Here is an 18039-nt window from a genome sequence, read left to right as displayed (position 1 = left end):
ACCACCATCTCTCGTAGCATCCGACGAACGAAGCCGTGGCGCTGGCCTGCACGAATCGCCAGTAGAATCCGTACACGTGACTTCCGCTCCCGCCAAGCCCCGCATCCCGAACGTCCTCGCCGGACGCTACGCCTCCGCCGAGCTCGCCACGCTCTGGTCGCCCGAGCAGAAGGTGAAGCTGGAGCGGCAGCTCTGGCTCGCCGTGCTGCGGGCGCAGAAGGACCTCGGGATCGAGGTGCCGGACGCGGCGATCGCCGACTACGAGCGCGTCCTCGACACCGTCGACCTGGCCTCGATCGCCGAGCGCGAGAAGGTCACGCGGCACGACGTGAAGGCGCGGATCGAGGAGTTCAACGACCTCGCCGGGCACGAGCAGGTGCACAAGGGCATGACCTCCCGCGACCTCACGGAGAACGTCGAGCAGCTGCAGATCCGGCTCTCCCTGGAGCTGATGCGCGACCGCACGGTGGCCGTCCTGGCGCGTCTGGGCAAGCTGGCCGGCGAGTACGGCGAGCTGGTCATGGCCGGCCGCTCCCACAACGTGGCCGCGCAGGCCACCACGCTGGGCAAGCGCTTCGCGACCGCCGCCGACGAGCTGCTCGTGGCGTACGCCCGGGTCGAGGAGCTCCTCGGCCGCTACCCGCTGCGCGGCATCAAGGGTCCCGTCGGCACCGCGCAGGACATGCTGGACCTGCTGGGCGGCGACGCGGCGAAGCTGGCCGAGCTGGAGAACCGGATCGCCGGGCACCTGGGCTTCTCGCAGGCGTTCACCTCGGTCGGCCAGGTGTACCCGCGCTCGCTGGACTACGAGGTCGTGACGGCACTCGTACAGCTCGCGGCCGCCCCCTCCTCGCTCGCCAAGACGATCCGTCTGATGGCCGGGCACGAGCTGGTGACCGAGGGCTTCAAGCCGGGCCAGGTCGGCTCGTCCGCAATGCCGCACAAGATGAACACGCGGTCCTGCGAGCGGGTCAACGGCCTCATGGTCATCCTGCGCGGCTACGCCTCGATGACGGGCGAGCTCGCGGGCGACCAGTGGAACGAGGGCGACGTGTCCTGCTCGGTGGTGCGCCGGGTGGCCCTGCCGGACGCCTTCTTCGCGCTGGACGGCCTGCTGGAGACGTTCCTGACGGTACTGGACGAGTTCGGCGCGTTCCCGGCGGTGGTCGCGCGTGAGCTGGACCGGTATCTCCCCTTCCTGGCCACGACCAAGGTGCTGATGGGTGCGGTGCGCGCGGGTGTCGGCCGTGAGCTTGCGCACGAGGCCATCAAGGAGAACGCCGTCGCCTCCGCGCTCGCGATGCGCGAGCAGGGTGCCGAGCGCAACGAGCTCCTCGACAAGCTCGCCGCCGACGAGCGCATCCCGCTCGACCGGGCCGCGCTGGACGCGCTGATGGCCGACAAGCTCTCCTTCACGGGCGCCGCGGCCGACCAGGTCGCCGCGGTCGTCGGCCGTATCGAGGAGATCCTCAAGCAGCACCCGGAGGCCGCGGGTTACACCCCGGGGGCGATCCTCTGACCCGCTTCACCCAGGCGGAACTGGAGGCCGCCCGCGACCGCCTCGTCCCCGACGTGGTCGCGGACGGCCTCTCCGTTCTCTTCTGCGGCATCAACCCCGGCCTCATGACGGCGGCGACGGGCCATCACTTCGCCCGCCCCGGCAACCGCTTCTGGCCGGTGCTGCACCTGTCCGGGTTCACACCCAGGCTGTTCAGGCCGGCGGAGCAGGAGGAGTTGCTGTCGTACGGGCTCGGCATCACGAACGTCGTGGCGAGGGCGACGGCGCGGGCGGACGAGCTGAGTGCGGAGGAGTACCGCCAGGGCGGCCGCCTGCTGGCCGAGAAGGTGACACAGCTTCGGCCGCGGTGGCTGGCGGTGGTGGGGGTGACGGCGTACCGGGTGGCCTTCGACGACCGGCGGGCGCAGGTGGGGCCGCAGGAGCGGGTGTTCGGTGAGACGCGGGTGTGGGTACTGCCGAACCCGAGCGGGCTGAACGCGCATTGGACGGCGGCGACGATGGCGGAGGAGTTCGCGCGGTTGCGGGCGGCGGCGGAGGGTTAGCCGCTCAGGGGAGGGACGGTCTCCGAGACGACGAGCAGCAGTCGAGGCAGGGCTTCCGGGTCCTGGTCTACGACGGACAGGGTGACCCAGCGGCCGGTCTCGGGTATCTCCCAGGAGCGCAGGTCAACCGCTTGTTCGCTAACCATCCGCCAGGGCGGGGCTATCTCCTCATTGCGGCGGGCGCGTTCTTCAAGCGTCACGGTTCCCCAGCGCGACGCCTCGCCCCACCGGGCGTCGAAGCGCGGCACGATGCCCTCCTCGGCAGCGTAGAAGTCCTCTGCCGTCAGTTCCTCCCCTGGTCGGTCGTCTGCTCCTAACTCGGTCATGAAGTAGCCGGGTCCGGCCGGGCCCACGTCCGACCAGCCGTGCTCCGCCGGGAAATCCCGGGCGCACAGCCGGTCGGCGATCGCGATGTACTCCTCTGCCAGGTCCATGTGATCCAGTATTCCTGGCCCCACTGACAATTGGCGGGCCGTCAGCCGCCTCGCTCGGTCAGGCGTCCCGGCGTCTTACGCTCCACGCCCCGGCGACCAACGCGGCCCCCGCCCACAGTGCCGTCACCGCGAGCCCGCTCCAGGGCCCGAGCAGCCCGTCCCACGTGCTGTGGAGGATCACCTGCCCCGCACGGTCGGCAGCACGTCCGCCACCGACCCGGACATGTCCCCGATCACGAACGAGACGATGAGCAGGAAAGGGATGAGGATGCTCAGCGTCGCGACGCCACTGCGCAACACTGCCGTGAGGCCCGCCGCGAGCAGCGCCATCAGCGTCAGATACAGGGCGCACCCCACGGCCCCGCGCAACTCCTCACCGACCGTCAGTCCCTCCGCCTTCGTGCCGAGCGCGGCCGTGCCCACCGCCAGTCCGGCTCCTCCCGTCACCAGCCCCACCACCAGCACGGGAACGGCGATCGCGACCGCCTTCGCCGCGAACCACCGCCCCCGCCGCGGCACCGCCGCCAGCGTCGCCCGCAGCGCGCCGCCCCTGAACTCGGCCGCCACCGCGCTCGTGCCGAAGGCGATCGCCGCGATCTGCCCGAAGCTGACGCCGAAGAACACCGAGAACAGCGGGTCGAAGTCGGGATCGTCGCTGTCCAGACCGGCGAGCGCGGAGAACAGCACGACGGCGGCCAGTACCGCGCAGAGGCCGACGAGGAGCGACCGAAGTGTGCGGATCTTGAGCCACTCGGAGTGGAGTACGGGCGTGAATTCCATGGTCAGGCCTCCTGGTGCTGTGCGGTGAACTCGGCTTCGGAGCCGGTGAGGTCGAGATAGGCCTGCTCCAACGTGCCCTCCTCCGTGGTGAGTTCGAGGATCGGGACACCCGCGCCGGAGGCGAGGCGGCCGATGTCGTCCACGCGCGCGTGGTCCACGGTCCAGCGCCCCTCCTCGTGCTCCACGGCGTCATAACCATGCCGACTGAGCACGGTCTTGAGACCGGTCGCGTCGGTCGTACGGATCCGCACCCGCGGCCGCACGCGCGCGTCGATGAACTCCCGCATCGGGGTGTCGGCCAGCAGCCGTCCCCGGCCAAGGACGACGAGGTGGTCGGCGAAGGACGCGGTCTCGTTCATGAGGTGGCTGGAGACCAGGACCGTCCGGCCCTCCCCCGCGAGCCTGCGGAGCAACCCGCGGATCCAGATGATGCCCTCGGGGTCGAGGCCATTGGCGGGCTCGTCGAGCATGACGACCTCGGGGTCGCCGAGCAGCGCGGCGGCGATGCCGAGCCGCTGTCGCATGCCCAGGGAGTACGTCTTCACCCGGCGCCGTGCGACCGGGGCGAGCCCCGTCTCCTCCAGTACCTCGTCGGCCCGGCGTTGCGGGATCCGGTTGCTGACGGCCAGGGCGCGAAGGTGGTCGCGTCCGGTGCGCGAGCCGTGCGCGGCCTCGGCGTCGAGCAGGGCGCCGACGTGGCGGAGGGGTTCGCGGAGTGTCGCGTAGGGGCGGCCGCCGATCGTGGCGGAGCCCGAGGTGGGGCGGTCGAGGCCGAGCACCAGGCGCATGGTGGTGGACTTTCCGGCGCCGTTGGGACCGAGGAAGCCGGTGACGCGGCCGGGCCGGACGGTGAAGGTGAGGTGGTCCACGGCGGGCCTGCCGCCGTACTCCTTGGTGAGTGCGTGGACGTCGATGCTGGTCATGGCAGCAGCCTGGCCGGTGGGGCGGGGTGCGCTCCTCCCCCGCCGGTGTGGACCGTCTCCCCCGCCCGGGGGAGGCCCGTTGTCAGTGGCGGCTGGCACGATGACGAAATGGCCCGCCTTCTGCGCCCGTTGGTCCGGGGGACGACGTACACACGGCTGATGCACCTGTGGGTGCCGATGCTGATCGTCAGCGTGTGGCTCTACATCGACATGTCGACGTGGTGGCTGCCCGCGGCGACGCTCGTGCCGGCCGGGCTCATCCCGGCGGTGCGGCACGGCGAGGGCGTGCAGGCGCGGCTGCTGCTGACGCCGAGCGAGGAGGACCCGGGCATCTCCGTGAGCCCGGCGGCGACCTGGCGGGACCGGCTGCGCACCGTGCTGTGGCTCGAGGTGCGCATGGCGCTGGGCGGCGCGACGGCGGTGAGCTGCGTCTGGCTGCCCGTGATCGCCTTCCAACTGGCCGAGATCGCCCGCGGGCGCGTCCCCGACGACATCCCGCTCCTCAGCGATGCACAACCGCACTGGACCTACGCCTTGTTGGTACCGCTGCCGCTGATCGTCCTGTACGGCGTCGTCGTCGGCCTGGGCGAGCTGGTCACCGCCGTCGCCCGCCGGCTCCTGGGCCCGTCCGCCGCCGAGCGCCTCGAAGCCCTGGAGGCACGCACGGAACAGCTCCTGGAGCGCACCCGGATCGCGCGTGAACTGCACGACTCCATCGGGCATGCGCTCACCGTGGCGGTGGTGCAGGCGGGCGCGGCCCGCACGGCGGGCGACCCGGAGTTCACCGACCGCGCCCTGGCCGCCATCGAGGAGACGGGCCGGACCGCGCTGGAGGACCTGGAGCGCGTGCTCGGCGTGCTCCAGGAGTCGGAGCGCCCGGTCGGCAGCCGTCCCACGCTGACGGATGCCGACCGCCTCCTGGAGTCCGCACGCGCGTCCGGCGCGAAGCTGGACGCGGAGGTGTCCGGCCCGCTGGAGTCGATACCCGGGCCGGTGTCCCGCGAGGGCTACCGCATCCTCCAGGAGGCGCTGACCAATGTGCTGCGGCACGCGGGCGCCGTTCCCGTCCGCGTCCGGATCGAGGTCACAGGCCGCCTCCTCGTTCTGGAGGTACGCAATCCGCTGACCGCCGACATACCGGGGCCCGGCCGGGGCAGCGGGCTGCGCGGGATACGCGAGCGCGCGGCCCTGCTGGGCGGTCGCGCGCGCACCGGCCCCGACGAGGGTGACTGGCAGGTACAGGTGGAGCTGCCGTTGAGTTGATCTACGCTGGCCGGATGCCGGTCACCGTTCTCCTCGTCGACGACGAACCCCTCGTGCGCGCGGGTCTGCGTGCCGTGCTGGAGGCGCAGCCCGACATCGAGGTGGTCGGCGAGGCGGCCGACGGAGCGGCCGTGATCCCGCTCGTACGGCAGCTGCGGCCCGACGTGGTCGCCATGGACGTACGAATGCCGCTGCTGGACGGCATCGAGGCCACGCGCGCGGTACTGCGCACGGTCGACGAGCCGCCCAAGATCCTCGTGGTGACGACCTTCGAGAACGACGAGTACGTGTACGAGGCTCTACGGGCCGGCGCCGACGGATTCCTGCTCAAGCGCGCCCGCCCGGCCGAGATCGTCCACGCCGTACGCCTGGTGGCGGAGGGCGAGTCCCTCCTGTTCCCTGCCTCGGTACGGCAACTGGCCGCCGAGTACGGCCGGAGCGGCGGCGACAAGGCGGCCCGAGCGGCGATGGACAGAGCCCAACTGACCGAACGGGAGGCCGAGGTACTGCGCTTGATGGCCCGGGGCCTGTCCAACGCGGAGATCGCAGCGCGGTTGGTGGTGGGGACCGAGACGGTCAAGTCCCACGTGAGCGCCGTCCTGGCAAAGCTGGGAGCGCGGGATCGCACACAAGCGGTGATCGCGGCGTACGAGTCGGGATTCGTGGCGCCGGGGTGACTGGAGCGCCCTAAGGGGCGCGGGGCTGTATCGATTTGCGGCTCCGCCGCGTGGGCGCGACCAGCCACAACGGCGCCGCAGACAAAATACGACCCGGCGCGGCCCAACCCAGCGGAGCGCCCTGTACGATCCGGCCAACACGCGCACAAGCTGGGAGGACGGACCGTGGGGCGGCTGACCGGCGGGGATCCCTCGCTGCTGCGCAGGATCAACTCCGCCGTGGTGCTGCACGCGCTGCGCGCCACGGACTGCGCGACGCTGACCGAGATCACCCGGGTGACCGGACTGTCCAGGCCGACGGTGGAGGGCGTCGTCGAGGGCCTCATCGAGGCCGGTTACGTCGTCGAGAAGGCCGCCGACGAGAGCGTGGTCCGGCGTCAGGGGCGCCCGGCGCGGAGGTTCCGGTTCCGGGCCGAGGCGGGTCATCTGCTGGGCCTGGAGATCGGCCCGCACCGGGTCGCCGCGCTCCTCGCCGATCTGGACGGGCGGGTGCTGGGCGCTCAGGCCAAGGACGTCGACGAGACGGCGTCGGCCGACGAGCGCCTGGAGCGGCTGCGCACGGCGGTCGCCGAGCTGCTGCGCCGGGCCGGCGTCCCGCGCGACTCCCTGCGGGCGGTGGGGGTCGCGACGCCGGGCATCGTCGAGGCCGACGGCACGGTACGGCTGGGGACGGCGCTGCCCGAGTGGACGGGGCTGCACCTGGGCGAGCGGCTGAGCCGGTCCTTCAAGTGCCCGGTGCTGGTCGAGAACGACGCCAACGCCGCGGCCGTCGCGGAGCACTGGAAGGGTGCCGCGACGGAGTCGGACGACGTCGTGATGGTGCTCGCGGGGCTGAGCCCCGGGGCCGGTTCGCTCATCGGCGGGCAGTTGCACCGCGGGTACGGCGGGGCGGCCGGCGAGATCGGCGCGCTGCATCTGCTGGGCCGGGAGGCGACCCCGGAGACCCTCCTGTCGACCACGGACGAACCGCTCCATCCGCTCGACGAACAGGCCGTCGCCGAGGTCTTCGCGCAGGCCCGCGAGGGCGACCAGCGGGCCCGCGCCGCCGTCGACCGCTTCATCCAGCGCCTCGTGCACGACGTCGCCGCCCTGGTCCTCGCCCTGGACCCGGAGCTCGTCGTCGTCGGCGGCTGGGCGGCCGGCCTCGACGGCGTCCTGGAGCCGCTGCGCCGCGAGCTCGCCCGCTACTGTCTGCGCCCGCCGAAGGTGGCCCTGTCCCTGCTCGGCGAGGCCGCGGTGGCGACGGGCGCGCTGCGGCTCGCCCTCGACCATGTGGAGGAACAGCTCTTCGCGGTCGAGGGCACGGCGACGGCTCGGCGCTGACGGACGCCGGGTGGTCGAGGCCGCTCCCCGTGGGCCTCTGTTCTTGAAACGCCGTGCGCCCCGGAGGAGTTCCGGGGCGCACGGCGTTTGAGGATTCGCGTCAGGAGGCCCGGCGCTCCGGCCCCTCGTCGATCACCACGCCACCCGAGTCACCGAAGGTCAGACGGCAGGTGTCGGCACGGTAGGTGGCCACCGAGAGGGCGGCGACACGGCCGTCGGCGAGGAAGCGGGTGGTGACGACGAGGACGGGCGCGCCCGGGAGCCGGTCCAGCTCCTTGGCGTCCTCCGCGCGGGCGGAGCCCAGCTCCACGGCGCTCTCCCGGCCGTCGAGCTCCAGCCGCTGCAGCTCGCGCAGCACTCCACGCGCGCGTGCCGGTCCGGACGGGGCGTCTATGGCGGACAGGTCGGGCACCGACGAGGCCGGGACGTAGAGCAGTTCGGCGGCGACGGGCTGGCCGTGCGAGACGCGCGAGCGGCGGACCGTGTGCACGGCCTCGTCCGGGCCGGTCTCCAGTGCGGCGGCGACGGCGGCGGGCGGGGCCGTCACCGTGCAGTCGACGGACTGCCAGTCGTCCCGGGCGTCCCCCGGCCAGGCGTGCTGCTCGCTGCCGACGGCCACGCCCACGCGCGGCGGCGCGACGGTCGTACCGACACCGCGGCGGCGCTGCAGCCTGCCCTCCAGTTCGAGCTGCTCCAGCGCCTGGCGCAGCGTCGCGCGGGCGACGCCGAAGCGGGCGGCGAGGTCGCGCTCGTTGGGCAGGATCTCGCCCACGGAGAATTCGGAGTCCAGTGCCTCACTGAGCACGGTCTTGAGATGCCAGTACTTCGGTTCCGGCACCGATTCCAGCTGCGTGGTCCCCACCCTGTCCTCCGCAATCGCCGTGGTCCGGCGGCGTTTTAGCGCCCTTGTTTATTAAAGGTTGTTGCACTTATCTGCGACCATAGGGCGGCCCAAACCCTTGGTCAAGACCAATCCTCGATCCCATAGGGATCACTCAGAAAGCGCTTGCGAGGTGGAGGCTCCGGTTCCGCCGCTACCCAGGTGCGGAACGGCGTCAGGAACCGTTCAGGGTGCGGCTCGCGCCCGCGCGCCACGGACGCCGTCGGCATGGACGCTTCCCGGCCCGGGTTTCACCGCACGCCCCGCCCACACGGCCCGCCCCCGCGTGTGGGCGGCACAGCCAGGGGAACTCGGCGTCCGCTCGGCGGGACGGTCCGGTCGGCGCTCCAGGGCGGCGCGGGGCGGCGCTGCCCGCGCGGGTGCCGCCGTGGGACGTCGCGCTGCTCGGCGCGGCGACGTACAAGACGTCCCGGCTGCTGCCCAACGACAAGATCACCAGCTTTGTACGGGCGCCGTTCACCCGCCGCAGCGCCGAGGGCCAGGGCGCGGAGGTGATGGACGAGCCGCGCGGCACGGGCCTGCGCCGGGCCGTCGGCGACCTGGTGTCGTGAGACTCGTACGGGACACGGGCTGGTCGGTCACCAGCGTGTGCAGCTTGTCGGGGTTGCGGACGATGTAGACCGCCTGGATGCGGCCCTCGTAGACGTCCAGCTGGAAGACGCTGTCGGGCTTGTCCGCCGACAGGACGACGAGTGCGGGGCCACCATTGAGTTCCATGAAGCGGTACGACGGGTCCGGTACGCCCTTCTGGGCGGCGCCGATGAGAAACCGGCCCACCTTGTCGGCGCTCTCGAGGATCCGCAGCGGCGCCCGCGACTTGCCTCCGCTGTCCCCCACGAGGCGTACGTCGGGCGCCAGCAGCGCCATCAGGCCCTCCAGGTCGCCCTCCCCCGCGGCGGCGAGGAAGCGCTCGGTGAGCTCGCGGCGCCGGCCCGGATCGACGTCGTACCGCGGCCGCCGTTCCTCCACGTGCTTGCGGGCCCGCCCGGCGAGCTGGCGTACCGCGGGCTCGCCGCGGTCGAGCATCACGGCGATGTCGGCGTAGGGGTAGCCGAAGGCCTCGCGCAGGACGAACACCGCCCGTTCCAGCGGTGACAGGGACTCCAGGACGACCAGGACGGCGAGGGACACCGAGTCGGCGAGCACGGCCCGTTCGGCGGTGTCCGGGACGGTGTCGCCGAAGTCGGTCACGTACGGCTCGGGGAGCCACGGGCCGACGTACGCCTCGTTGCGTGCCTTGACCTGGCGCAGCCGGTCGATGGCCAGCCGGGTGGTGACGCGCACCAGGTAGCCGCGCGGTTCGCGTACGTCGCTCCGGTCGGCGCCGGACCAGCGCAGCCAGGCCTCCTGGACGACGTCCTCCGCGTCGGCCACCCGTCCGAGCATGCGGTAGGCGACTCCCAGCAGGACGGGGCGGTGCTCTTCGAAGACGTCGGTCTCGGTGTCGGTCGTCACGGGCCCATCCCATGCGACGGGTCCGGGCATGTCTAGGAGAATTCCGCGTGTCCGGTAGCAGAATGACCGCGAGTCGCCGAGGCGGTCGGCGGCCCGGACGTGCGGAGGTTGCCATGCGGTACGCGGTTCTGGGCACGGGCGAGGTGGGCAGGACCCTCGGTGGCAAACTGGCGGAGCTGGGCCACGAGGTGACGCTGGGCTCCCGTACGAAGGACAATCCGGCCGCCCTGGAGTGGGCGCGCGAGACCGGTGCGGGTGCGCGGGCCGGCACCTTCGCGGAGGCGGCCTCGTCGGCGGAGGTGGTCCTGGTCGCCGTGGGCGGGCAGGTGGCGCTCGCGGCCCTGGAGGCGGCCGGTGCGGCGAACCTGGGCGGAAAAGTCGTCCTCGACGTCTCCAACCCGATGGCGTTCGAGGACGGTGAGCTGCGGCTGGACCCCGTGGAGTCCGACAGCATGGGCGAGCGGATTCAGCGCGCGTTCCCGCACGCGCGGGTGGTGAAGTCGCTGAACACCGTGAACTGCAAGGTGATGGTGGAGCCTTCGCTGGTGCCGGGCGAGCACCAGGTGTTCGTCTGCGGTGATGACGCGGACGCCAAGGAGCAGGTCACGCGCATGCTCGGGGAGTTCGGCTGGCCGCCGCACCGGGTGCTCGACCTGGGTGGCATCCGCTCGGCACGCAGCGTGGAGATGCTGCTGCCCCTGTGGCTCGACCTGTTCCGGAACCTGGGGCATGCCGAGTTCAACCTGGAGGTCCGCAGGGCGCGTTGAGGGCGGTACCGCGGTGAGGTCGACGAATCCGGGGGCTACCCGTCGGTAGCAATTGCTGACAAGCTGTCTACACGGCGTCCGTCAGCGAGCCCCAGACGAGGAGCACCCCCATGTCCGCCACCGTCTCCTTCAAGGTCCCCTCCCCACGCGGCCCGCAGCCCGTGACCGTCTCCTACGCGCGCGTGGGCCGCGGCGAGCCGCTGCTCCTGCTGCACGGCATCGGTCACCACCGGCAGGCCTGGGACCCGGTGGTGGACATCCTGGCGACCGAGCGCGACGTGATCGCGGTGGACCTGCCCGGCTTCGGCGTGTCCCCCGGACTGCCGGACGGGCTCGACTACGACCTGCCCACGACGACGGCCGTGTTCGGCGCCTTCTGCGAGGAGTTGGAGCTCGACCGTCCGCATGTGGCGGGCAACTCGCTGGGCGGGCTGCTCGCCCTGGAGTTGGGTCGCGAGAAGCTCGTCCGGTCCGTCACGGCGCTCTCACCGGCGGGATTCTGGTCGGAGGCGGAGCGGCGCTACGCGTTCGGCGTCCTGCTCGCGATGCGCCGCATCTCGCGGCGGCTGCCGCTGCCGTTGGTCGAGCAGCTGTCCCGTTCGGCGGCCGGCCGCACCATGCTGACGAGCACCATCTACGCCCGCCCCGGCCGCCGTTCACCCGAGGCCGTGGTCGCCGAGACGCTGGCGCTCGCCCAGGCCACCGGGTTCGACGACACCCTCCGGGCGGGCGGCACCGTCCGGTTCACCGACGACGTCCCGGGACTGCCGGTCACGGTGGCCTGGGGCACCCGGGACATGCTGCTCGTGCGCAGGCAGGGCGTGCGCGCCAAGCAGATCATCCCCCGGGCCCGCCTGGTCCGGCTGCCCGGCTGCGGCCACTGCCCGATGAACGACGACCCGGCGCTGGTCGCCCGCGTCATCCTCGACGGCAGCCGCTGACCCGGCGGGCCTGCGGGTCAACGCGCCCGATCCCAGGGCGCTTCCGGGACCGCCGAGGGCGCCGACGGCCTGGGCGGGGCCGTGGGAGTCGGTGCGGGCGGCGACCGGGATGAGGCCGGACTGCACGTCATCGCCGCACTCCCGAGCCGCTGCGGGCCCCCGGATCGCTTCCGCGCGCGTGGCCCCGACCAGGGTGGCAGTGACTGCACGCGCGCGTGCCGAGTCGGAGGTCGGCAAGGGCGTACGGCTGGTCCTGGGTTATGCGCACCAGTCGGCCGCCCGAATCCACGCGGGTGCACAGCTGATGGCCGGGGCGACGGCCGTATGACCACGGGGTGACGCGCGCGCGAAGCAGCCGGTGGGCTCGTCCCTTTCGTCACGGGCATCCCCCTGGCCGCGTGTCTGTTCCCTTGTCCCCGCGGTCAGTTGTTCACTTGTGGTTTCCGTGTGCGCTGCGGCGCACCAGTAGTTGTGGCAGCGCACACTTGGCCGGATCCCGTCCTGGAGGCGTATCCATGTCACACCGTCCGTTCCCCGGCCGCCGCAGCGTCCTGCGCGGCTCCCTCGCCGCGTCGGCGGCCCTGACCCTGCCCACGGCCCTCGGCGCGGCCCCGGCGTTCGCCCTGTCGGGGCGGCCCAAGGCGGGCTGGGGCGTGCAGGCGGGCGACGTGACCACCGACTCCGGTCTGGTGTGGGTGCGTTCCGACCGGCCGGCCCGGATGGTCGTCGAGACGTCCGCGACCGAGTCCTTCCGCAACCCGCGCAGATGGCACGGCCCGCTGCTCGGCGAGGGCTCGGACTTCACCGGTACGACCCGGCTGCACGGGCTGCCCTCGGGCGAGCAGATCCACTACCGCGTACTGCTCGCCGACCCGGACGACCCGCGCCGCACCGGCGAGCCGGTCATCGGCACCTTCCGCACGGCGCCCGCCAAGCGGCGCAAGGGCGTCAAGTTCGTGTGGTCGGGCGACCTGGCGGGCCAGGGCTGGGGCATCAACGAGTCGATCGGCGGCTACCGGATCTTCGACGCCATGGCCAAGGTCGATCCGGACTTCTTCCTGTGCAGCGGTGACAACATCTACGCCGACGGCGTGATCTCGGCGACGCAGGCCCTGCCCGACGGCAGCCTGTACCGCAACGTCACCACCGAGGAGAAGTCGCACGTCGCCGTCACCCTGAACGACTTCCGGGGCAACTTCCGCTACAACCTGCTGGACTCGGCGCTGCGCCGGTTCAACGCCCAGGTGCCCAGCATCATCCAGTGGGACGACCACGAGGTCCGCAACAACTGGTACCCGGGCGAGGTCATCGGCACCGGCACCCCCTACCCGGCCGGCACGAAGCTCGACGACATGGCCCTGCGCTCCCGGCATGCCTTCTCCGAGTACTTCCCCATCGGCACCATCAGCGGCCGCCCCGACGGACGGATCTACCGCGTCGTCAACCACGGTCCGCTGCTGGACGTGTTCGTGCTCGACATGCGGACCTACCGCAACGCCAACTCCCCCGACAACCAGACGGTCGACCCGCAGGGCATCCTGGGCGCCGAACAGCTGGAGTGGCTCAAGCGCGAGCTGTCCCGGTCGCGCGCGGTGTGGAAGGTCATCGCCGCGGACATGCCGATCGGCCTGGTCGTGCCCGACCCGGTCGAGGGCAAGGCGAACTTCGAGGCCGTCGCCCAGGGCGACGCGGGCGCACCGCTGGGCCGCGAGCTGCAGATCGCGGAGCTGCTGCGGTACATCAAGCACCGGCGGATCACCGGCACGGTGTGGCTGACGGCCGACGTGCACCACACCTCGGCCCAGCACTACGACCCGTCACGGGCCGCGTTCAAGGACTTCGAGCCGTTCTGGGAGTTCGTATCGGGTCCGCTCAACGCCGGCGCCTTCCAGGCCAACGCGCTGGACGGCACGTTCGGCCCGGACCGGGTGTTCGTGAAGGCGCCGAGCGTCGCCAACGTCTCGCCGGCCGACGGCTACCAGTTCTTCGGCGAGGTCGACATCGACGGCGACAGCGGTGAGCTGACGGTCCGTCTGCGCGAGTACGACGGCACGGTGCTGTTCACCCAGACGCTGCAGCCGGGCCGCGTCGGCCAGTAACTCCCGTACCCTCTCAGCAGGGCCGCGCACCGGCGTCATCCCCCGGCGCGCGGCCCTGTCCCGTTCCCGAACTCGACCGCCCGCACGGTGTTTTCGCAGGTCGGAGCGATTGTCAGTGGTCGCCTCTACGGTTTTTCCATGACGCGATCTTTGCAGGCCGTGGCCTATCGCCGACCCTCCGTGCTGGAGTCGTCGGCGAGCGGTCGGCGCCTGGGACTCGAGACCTCACGGGGTGCGACGCCGACCGGCGCCGAGGACCATCCCCGCTTCTTCGCAGGCTTCCTGACGTCTCCTCAGGTGGCCGCCGCCGGGCTGCTCGCGGTGGCGGACGTGGCGGCCGCGCGCTACTACCAGCGGCAGCTGCGCGCCTCGCTGGACCCGGTGGTGACGGGCAACGGCGACCGGCTGCGCTTCGAGTCCTTCTCCGGCTGCGGCGGGGTCTACGCCCGTCTGGACGTGCTGGAGTCGGGCCTTGACGGTGGCGAGGTCGGGCACGGCACGACGAACGTCGACGTCAACAACCCGCTGCGGGACGCCCTTTCCCGGATCGGCTCGGACGATCCCCTGCATCTGCGGGTCGGTCCCGAGGACCTGGCGGTGACCACGCTGGACGGTCCGGTCGTGGAGAAGAAGGTGCCGCTGCCCGACCGCTGGCTGCGGGGCTTCGCCGAGGCCCAGGTGATCGCGGCCGGCTTCGACCTGCGGGCCGAGCTGCCGGCGGCCGACGCGGTCCGGTTCCTGCGCGCCCTGCCCCGCGGGGGTGGGCGGGGCGCCTCGACCGGTCCGCGGTGGGTGGTGCCGGCCGGCCGGACCCTGCGCCCGACCACCCGCGCGGTACCGGGCGCGGTGTGCCTGCCGGGCCCGGAGCGGCTGATCGCCCTCCAGCGCGTACTGCGGCACGCGACGGCCCTGCGGGTGTACGGCCCGACGGTGACCGACGCTGCCTCCACGGCGAGCGCCTGGGAAGCGGTCCTGCCGGGGATGCGCCTCACGCTCACCCTCTCGCCCGACGCCTCGCGCGGGTTCTCCGGCGAGGGCGGCGTCCTCGACGCGCTCGCCACCGACGAGGCGGCCGAGGACGCGGAGCTGATCTCGGTCCTGCTCGCCTGGGAGCCGCGCATCGACATCGCCGACCTCGCCACGGCCTCGGGCCTGACGACCGAGCGGGTCCGGGCGGCACTGGTCCGCCTGGGCACCTCGGGCCGCGTCGGGTACGACACGGCGGAGGCGGCCTACTTCCACCGCGAACTCCCGTACGACGCCGAGCGCGTGGAGCGCCACAACCCCAGGCTGCGTTCGGCCCGGGCACTGGTGGCCACGGGCGCGGTGGCCCTGGACGGCACCCTGGGGACGGTGACAGCTGAGGACGGCCATGTGCACCGGGTCCGGGACGAGGCCGGGGTGCTGACCTGCAGCTGCCTGTGGTGGGCGAAGTACCGGGGCGGGCGCGGGCCGTGCAAGCACGCGCTGGCTGTGCGGATGGTGCGGCGGGGAGCCGCGGTGGGGAAGCCGGGCGGCCGGGTGGTGCAGGCGGGTGCGGCAGCCGGGCAACTGGGCGGCGAGGTGCCGGAGGCGGGTGCGGCGGTGAGGCAGCCGGGCGGCGCGGTGGCGGAGGCGAGTGCCGTGGCGGAAGAGCCCGGTGCCGCGGCGGACCAGCCCGGTGGCAAGGCACAGCAGTCCGGTGCCCGCGCGGTGCCGGGGACGGTTCGGATCGACGGGGGTGTGCGATGAGTTCGCTGATGGAAGCGGTGCGGGCGGGGCGGACGCCCGAGGTGGTGAGCCTGCTCGACGAGATGACGGACGCCGAACGCCGGTCCCTCCTCCCCGAGTTGAAGGCACTGCGCAAGGAGCTTCGGGCCGCTCCCTGGGAGGCGGACGCCCGCCGCGCCTACCCGCCGCTGTACGCGGCCGGCGTGGCGTGCCAGACCGGCGCCGCGGCCGTCGCCGCCTGGATCGCCGCGGCCGACATGCGCTGGTCGCAGACCTCGCCGGCCCTGCTGCTGCGCATCCTCGGCGACCGCTCCCCCGAGTGGCTCGCCGACCTCACCCACCGGCTCGCCGAGCGGCCCGCCTCGTCCGGAGTGCCGTACGAGCTGATGTCCGGGCTGGTGCGGCTGTCGGGCTGCCCGGTGCCGACCACGGACGCGTATGTGCGGGGCTGGATGGGTCACCTGGGCTGGGCCTGGCGGCAGGGCGGCACGTTGCTTGACCGGCTGCGTCGGGATCCGCATCTGCCGGAGCTCGTGGCCGCGCTCTTCGAGACGAGCGACATCGGTGGGCAGCTCGAGTGGCCGCACGGCGACGGCCCGGACACCTGGACCGGCGCGCTGGCCCGGCTCACCGCCGAGGGCGTGCTGGACCGCAAGGTGATGGTCGACGCCTGTGTGTCCCGCCTGCTGCGGGGCGGCACGAACACCGAACTCCGGGTGTTCCTCCGCCTGTTGAAGCTGCTCGACCTCGAACCGGACGAGGTGCGGGAGCGGACCGGCGACTGGCTGGCCCTGGCCTCCGACGCGGTTTCGCCGGTGGCGTCGCACGCCCAGTCGGTGCTGGCCGCACTTGCCCTCGACAGTGAGCTGACGACCCGCCAACTCGCGGAGATGTCGGACGCGGTGCTGTTCCGCACCGAGAAGAAGCTCGTGCGGGCCCAGCTCGTACTGCTCGGCAAGGTGCTCACCCGGGACACCGCCACGGTCGACGAGTTGCTGCCCGTCGTCGCGCAGGCCTTCGGCCACGAGGACTCGGACGTGCAGGAGCGGGCGCTGAAACTGGCGGAACGGCACCTGAAGAAACTCGAAAGCGCCGAGGTTCGGGGCGAACTGGCCGTCGCCGCCGAGCAGTTGATCCCGGCTCTGCGCGCCCGGGCGGCACAGCTCCTGGGTAGCACTCCGGCGGCACCCGAGCCCCTGGTGTACGAGGAGATCCTGCCGCCCGCACCGCAGCCGGCCCGCCTCGCCCCGGCGCCGGTCTCCGCGGTCGAGGTCGCCGAAGAGGTCGGCGCGGCCCTGGCGTCCGAGCCGGGCGTGGCCGCGTTCGAGCGGGTACTGGACGGGCTGGTGCGCCATGCGTTCCACGATCGGGAGGGGCTGCTGGAGGCACTCGGGCCCGTGGTCGCGCGCCGCTGGTGGAACGACGCCGACTCGCCGGACGGGCCATACCGGGGAGGCCGGTTCAACAGGAGCGACTTCGCCGTGTCGACGGCGGCGGACGGTCTGGACCTCCTCCTCGCAGCTCTCTGCGAAAAGGTGCCCCTCGGGACGCTGCACAGGTTCGTCCAGCACGGGTCCACGGCACGTGAATGCGGTCACACCGCACTGGCCCGGGCCTTCGCGGCACGCTTGTGGGAAGTGGCGTACAGGCTGCGGACCGAGCCGCTGCCGTTCCTGCTGTCGACCCCGATGTGGAGCACGGGTCTTCTGGAGCCGGACGAGCTGGTGGACCGTCTGGACGAGTACCGGCGCCTGGGCTCCCGTGTCTCGGAGGCGGACTTCGCGCAGGCGCTGCTGCGGGTGCGGTGCTCGGACCGGGCGGCATCGAAACGAGCCGCCGAGCGCGCGGCCGCCCTCGGCACCGCCGAAGGCACGAGGCTCGCCGACTGGCTGAGCGCGTCCGGGCTCGCGGCGCCGAGGACCGGACGACAGATCTCGGGCAATCGCATCCTGCTGGAATGCGGTGAACTCCTGGCTCTGCAGGAGGACTTCCCGGCGGAGTTCCGGCCGCTCGGCCGCCCGGTGAGCGGCGTGCGGGAGCGTTCGTACTGCTACCACTGGAGCGAGGGCATACGGCAGCACTGGCTGGCCCTGCTCCCCGAGCGGCGCGAGCTCGTCGCCGTACGTCTGCTGCCGGACCTCTCCGCCGGTGCCGTGCACGACGAGCGGGGTGCCGCCGCCGTACTGCCGCTGCTCGCCGAGTCCGGGGGCGAGGCGGGGGAGGCCGTGCATCTGGGGCTGGCGTACGGGCTCGGTGCGCGGCATTCGGAGGACCGGCTCGCCGCGGTGGACGCGCTGCTGATCCTGGCGGCCCGGGGGCAGCTCGACGCGGCCCGGCTGGGTGCGGACCTGGGCCAGTTGGTGCGGCGCGGGGCCGTGAAGCCGCTGCGGCTCGCCGAGTCGGCGCGGACCGCGGCGGCGACGGGGGCGAACACCAGCATCTGGGAGATGCTGCGGCACACCCTGCCGGTGCTGCTCGCCGAACTCGCCGTCGGCGGGAGCGACAGCGGCTCGGCGGCGTCGGCCCGTGGGCTCGGGGAGCTGCTGGCGGTGGCCGCGGAGTCGGCCGAGCGTTGCGGGGCGCGGGGTGAGATACCCCACCTGGCGCAGGCGGCGGATCGGCGCGGTTCCTCCCGGCTGGTGTCTCAGGCGCGGCGGCTGCGGAGCGCGCTGGCCCTGGAGGTGGCCGCCTGACCAGCGCCGTCA

The 18039-nt window shown here is 72.7% G+C and carries 15 protein-coding genes and 2 pseudogenes; 12 read left to right on the top strand and 5 right to left on the bottom strand.

Translation table 11 applies throughout. The annotated features are described in order from the left end of the window. Nucleotides 1-76 precede the first annotated feature (76 nt). Both purB and mug read left to right on the top strand, forming a co-directional pair. A complete protein-coding gene (purB, locus tag ABZ848_RS11500; RefSeq protein WP_360829058.1) occupies nt 77-1519 on the top strand; it encodes an adenylosuccinate lyase in 1443 nt (480 codons plus the stop codon). Then, nucleotides 1516-2061, top strand: coding sequence for a G/U mismatch-specific DNA glycosylase (gene mug / locus ABZ848_RS11495; RefSeq protein ID WP_360829831.1), 546 nt, complete (start codon nt 1516-1518; stop codon nt 2059-2061). Before purB ends, mug begins: the two co-directional genes overlap by 4 nt. On the opposite strand, the gene ABZ848_RS11490 is transcribed toward mug, so the two are convergent. The 3 genes and pseudogenes from ABZ848_RS11490 to ABZ848_RS11480 form a co-directional block, all read right to left on the bottom strand. Next, complete coding sequence (locus tag ABZ848_RS11490) at nt 2058-2495, bottom strand: hypothetical protein (protein WP_360829055.1); 438 nt, start codon at nt 2493-2495, stop codon at nt 2058-2060. The two genes, mug and ABZ848_RS11490, sit on opposite strands and share 4 nt — an antisense overlap. 58 nt (nt 2496-2553) lie before the next feature. After that, a pseudogene (locus tag ABZ848_RS11485) lies at nt 2554-3275 on the bottom strand (ABC transporter permease). 2 nt (nt 3276-3277) lie between these two features. Beyond that, the gene (locus ABZ848_RS11480) at nt 3278-4198 is read right to left on the bottom strand and encodes an ATP-binding cassette domain-containing protein (RefSeq protein WP_360829052.1); all 921 of its coding nucleotides are present in this window, start codon (nt 4196-4198) and stop codon (nt 3278-3280) included. A 108-nt stretch (nt 4199-4306) separates the two neighbouring features. Between ABZ848_RS11480 and ABZ848_RS11475 the strand changes: the two genes are divergently transcribed. The 3 genes from ABZ848_RS11475 to ABZ848_RS11465 all read left to right on the top strand — a co-directional run bounded on the left by ABZ848_RS11475 (nt 4307) and on the right by ABZ848_RS11465 (nt 7461). Continuing rightward, on the top strand, nt 4307-5461 hold the full coding sequence (locus ABZ848_RS11475) for a histidine kinase (protein ID WP_360829049.1): 1155 nt from the start codon (nt 4307-4309) through the stop codon (nt 5459-5461). Between the two features lie 14 nt (nt 5462-5475). After that, a complete protein-coding gene (locus ABZ848_RS11470; protein WP_360829046.1) occupies nt 5476-6138 on the top strand; it encodes a response regulator transcription factor in 663 nt (220 codons plus the stop codon). Between the two features lie 165 nt (nt 6139-6303). Next, nucleotides 6304-7461, top strand: a complete 1158-nt coding sequence (locus ABZ848_RS11465) for an ROK family protein (RefSeq protein ID WP_360829043.1) — start codon at nt 6304-6306, stop codon at nt 7459-7461. Between the two features lie 100 nt (nt 7462-7561). Here ABZ848_RS11465 and ABZ848_RS11460 read toward each other — a convergent pair whose 3' ends face one another. Beyond that, on the bottom strand, nt 7562-8323 hold the full coding sequence (locus ABZ848_RS11460) for a GntR family transcriptional regulator (RefSeq protein WP_360829040.1): 762 nt from the start codon (nt 8321-8323) through the stop codon (nt 7562-7564). 371 nt (nt 8324-8694) lie between these two features. Between ABZ848_RS11460 and ABZ848_RS11455 the strand changes: the two are divergent. Then, nucleotides 8695-8910 (top strand): annotated as a pseudogene (locus tag ABZ848_RS11455) (DUF1360 domain-containing protein); the annotation flags it as partial. Here ABZ848_RS11455 and ABZ848_RS11450 read toward each other — a convergent pair. Then, complete coding sequence (locus ABZ848_RS11450; RefSeq protein WP_360829037.1) at nt 8819-9817, bottom strand: RNA polymerase sigma-70 factor; 999 nt, start codon at nt 9815-9817, stop codon at nt 8819-8821. The pseudogene ABZ848_RS11455 and the gene ABZ848_RS11450 sit on opposite strands and share 92 nt — an antisense overlap. Before the next feature lie 113 nt (nt 9818-9930). Here ABZ848_RS11450 and ABZ848_RS11445 point away from each other — a divergent pair, with 113 nt between their 5' ends. From ABZ848_RS11445 to ABZ848_RS11420, 6 genes are all read left to right on the top strand, one after another. Beyond that, nucleotides 9931-10584, top strand: a complete 654-nt coding sequence (locus tag ABZ848_RS11445) for an NAD(P)-binding domain-containing protein (protein WP_360829034.1) — start codon at nt 9931-9933, stop codon at nt 10582-10584. A gap of 110 nt (nt 10585-10694) precedes the next feature. Further along, nucleotides 10695-11525: an alpha/beta fold hydrolase gene (locus ABZ848_RS11440; RefSeq protein ID WP_360829031.1), complete on the top strand. Its 831-nt coding sequence runs from the start codon at nt 10695-10697 to the stop codon at nt 11523-11525. 199 nt (nt 11526-11724) lie between these two features. Next, nucleotides 11725-11853 carry a hypothetical protein gene (locus ABZ848_RS11435; RefSeq protein ID WP_360829028.1) on the top strand — a complete coding sequence of 43 codons (129 nt, stop codon included), beginning with the start codon at nt 11725-11727 and terminating at the stop codon, nt 11851-11853. A 187-nt stretch (nt 11854-12040) separates the two neighbouring features. After that, entirely contained in the window at nt 12041-13624 is a 1584-nt protein-coding gene (locus ABZ848_RS11430; RefSeq protein ID WP_360829025.1) for an alkaline phosphatase D family protein, read from the top strand. Between the two features lie 138 nt (nt 13625-13762). After that, nucleotides 13763-15355 (top strand): SWIM zinc finger family protein, encoded by a 1593-nt coding sequence (locus ABZ848_RS11425; protein ID WP_360829022.1) that lies wholly within the window; start codon nt 13763-13765, stop codon nt 15353-15355. Further along, the gene (locus ABZ848_RS11420; RefSeq protein ID WP_360829019.1) at nt 15352-18027 is read left to right on the top strand and encodes a DUF6493 family protein; all 2676 of its coding nucleotides are present in this window, start codon (nt 15352-15354) and stop codon (nt 18025-18027) included. Before ABZ848_RS11425 ends, ABZ848_RS11420 begins: the two co-directional genes overlap by 4 nt. The last annotated feature ends 12 nt before the right edge of the window (nt 18028-18039 follow it).

It is taken from the genome of Streptomyces sp. NPDC047081, from assembly GCF_040643775.1.
Classification (GTDB): domain Bacteria; phylum Actinomycetota; class Actinomycetes; order Streptomycetales; family Streptomycetaceae; genus Streptomyces.
Note: the sequence above shows the minus strand (reverse complement) of the source record. Positions and strands in the feature narration are given on the sequence as shown.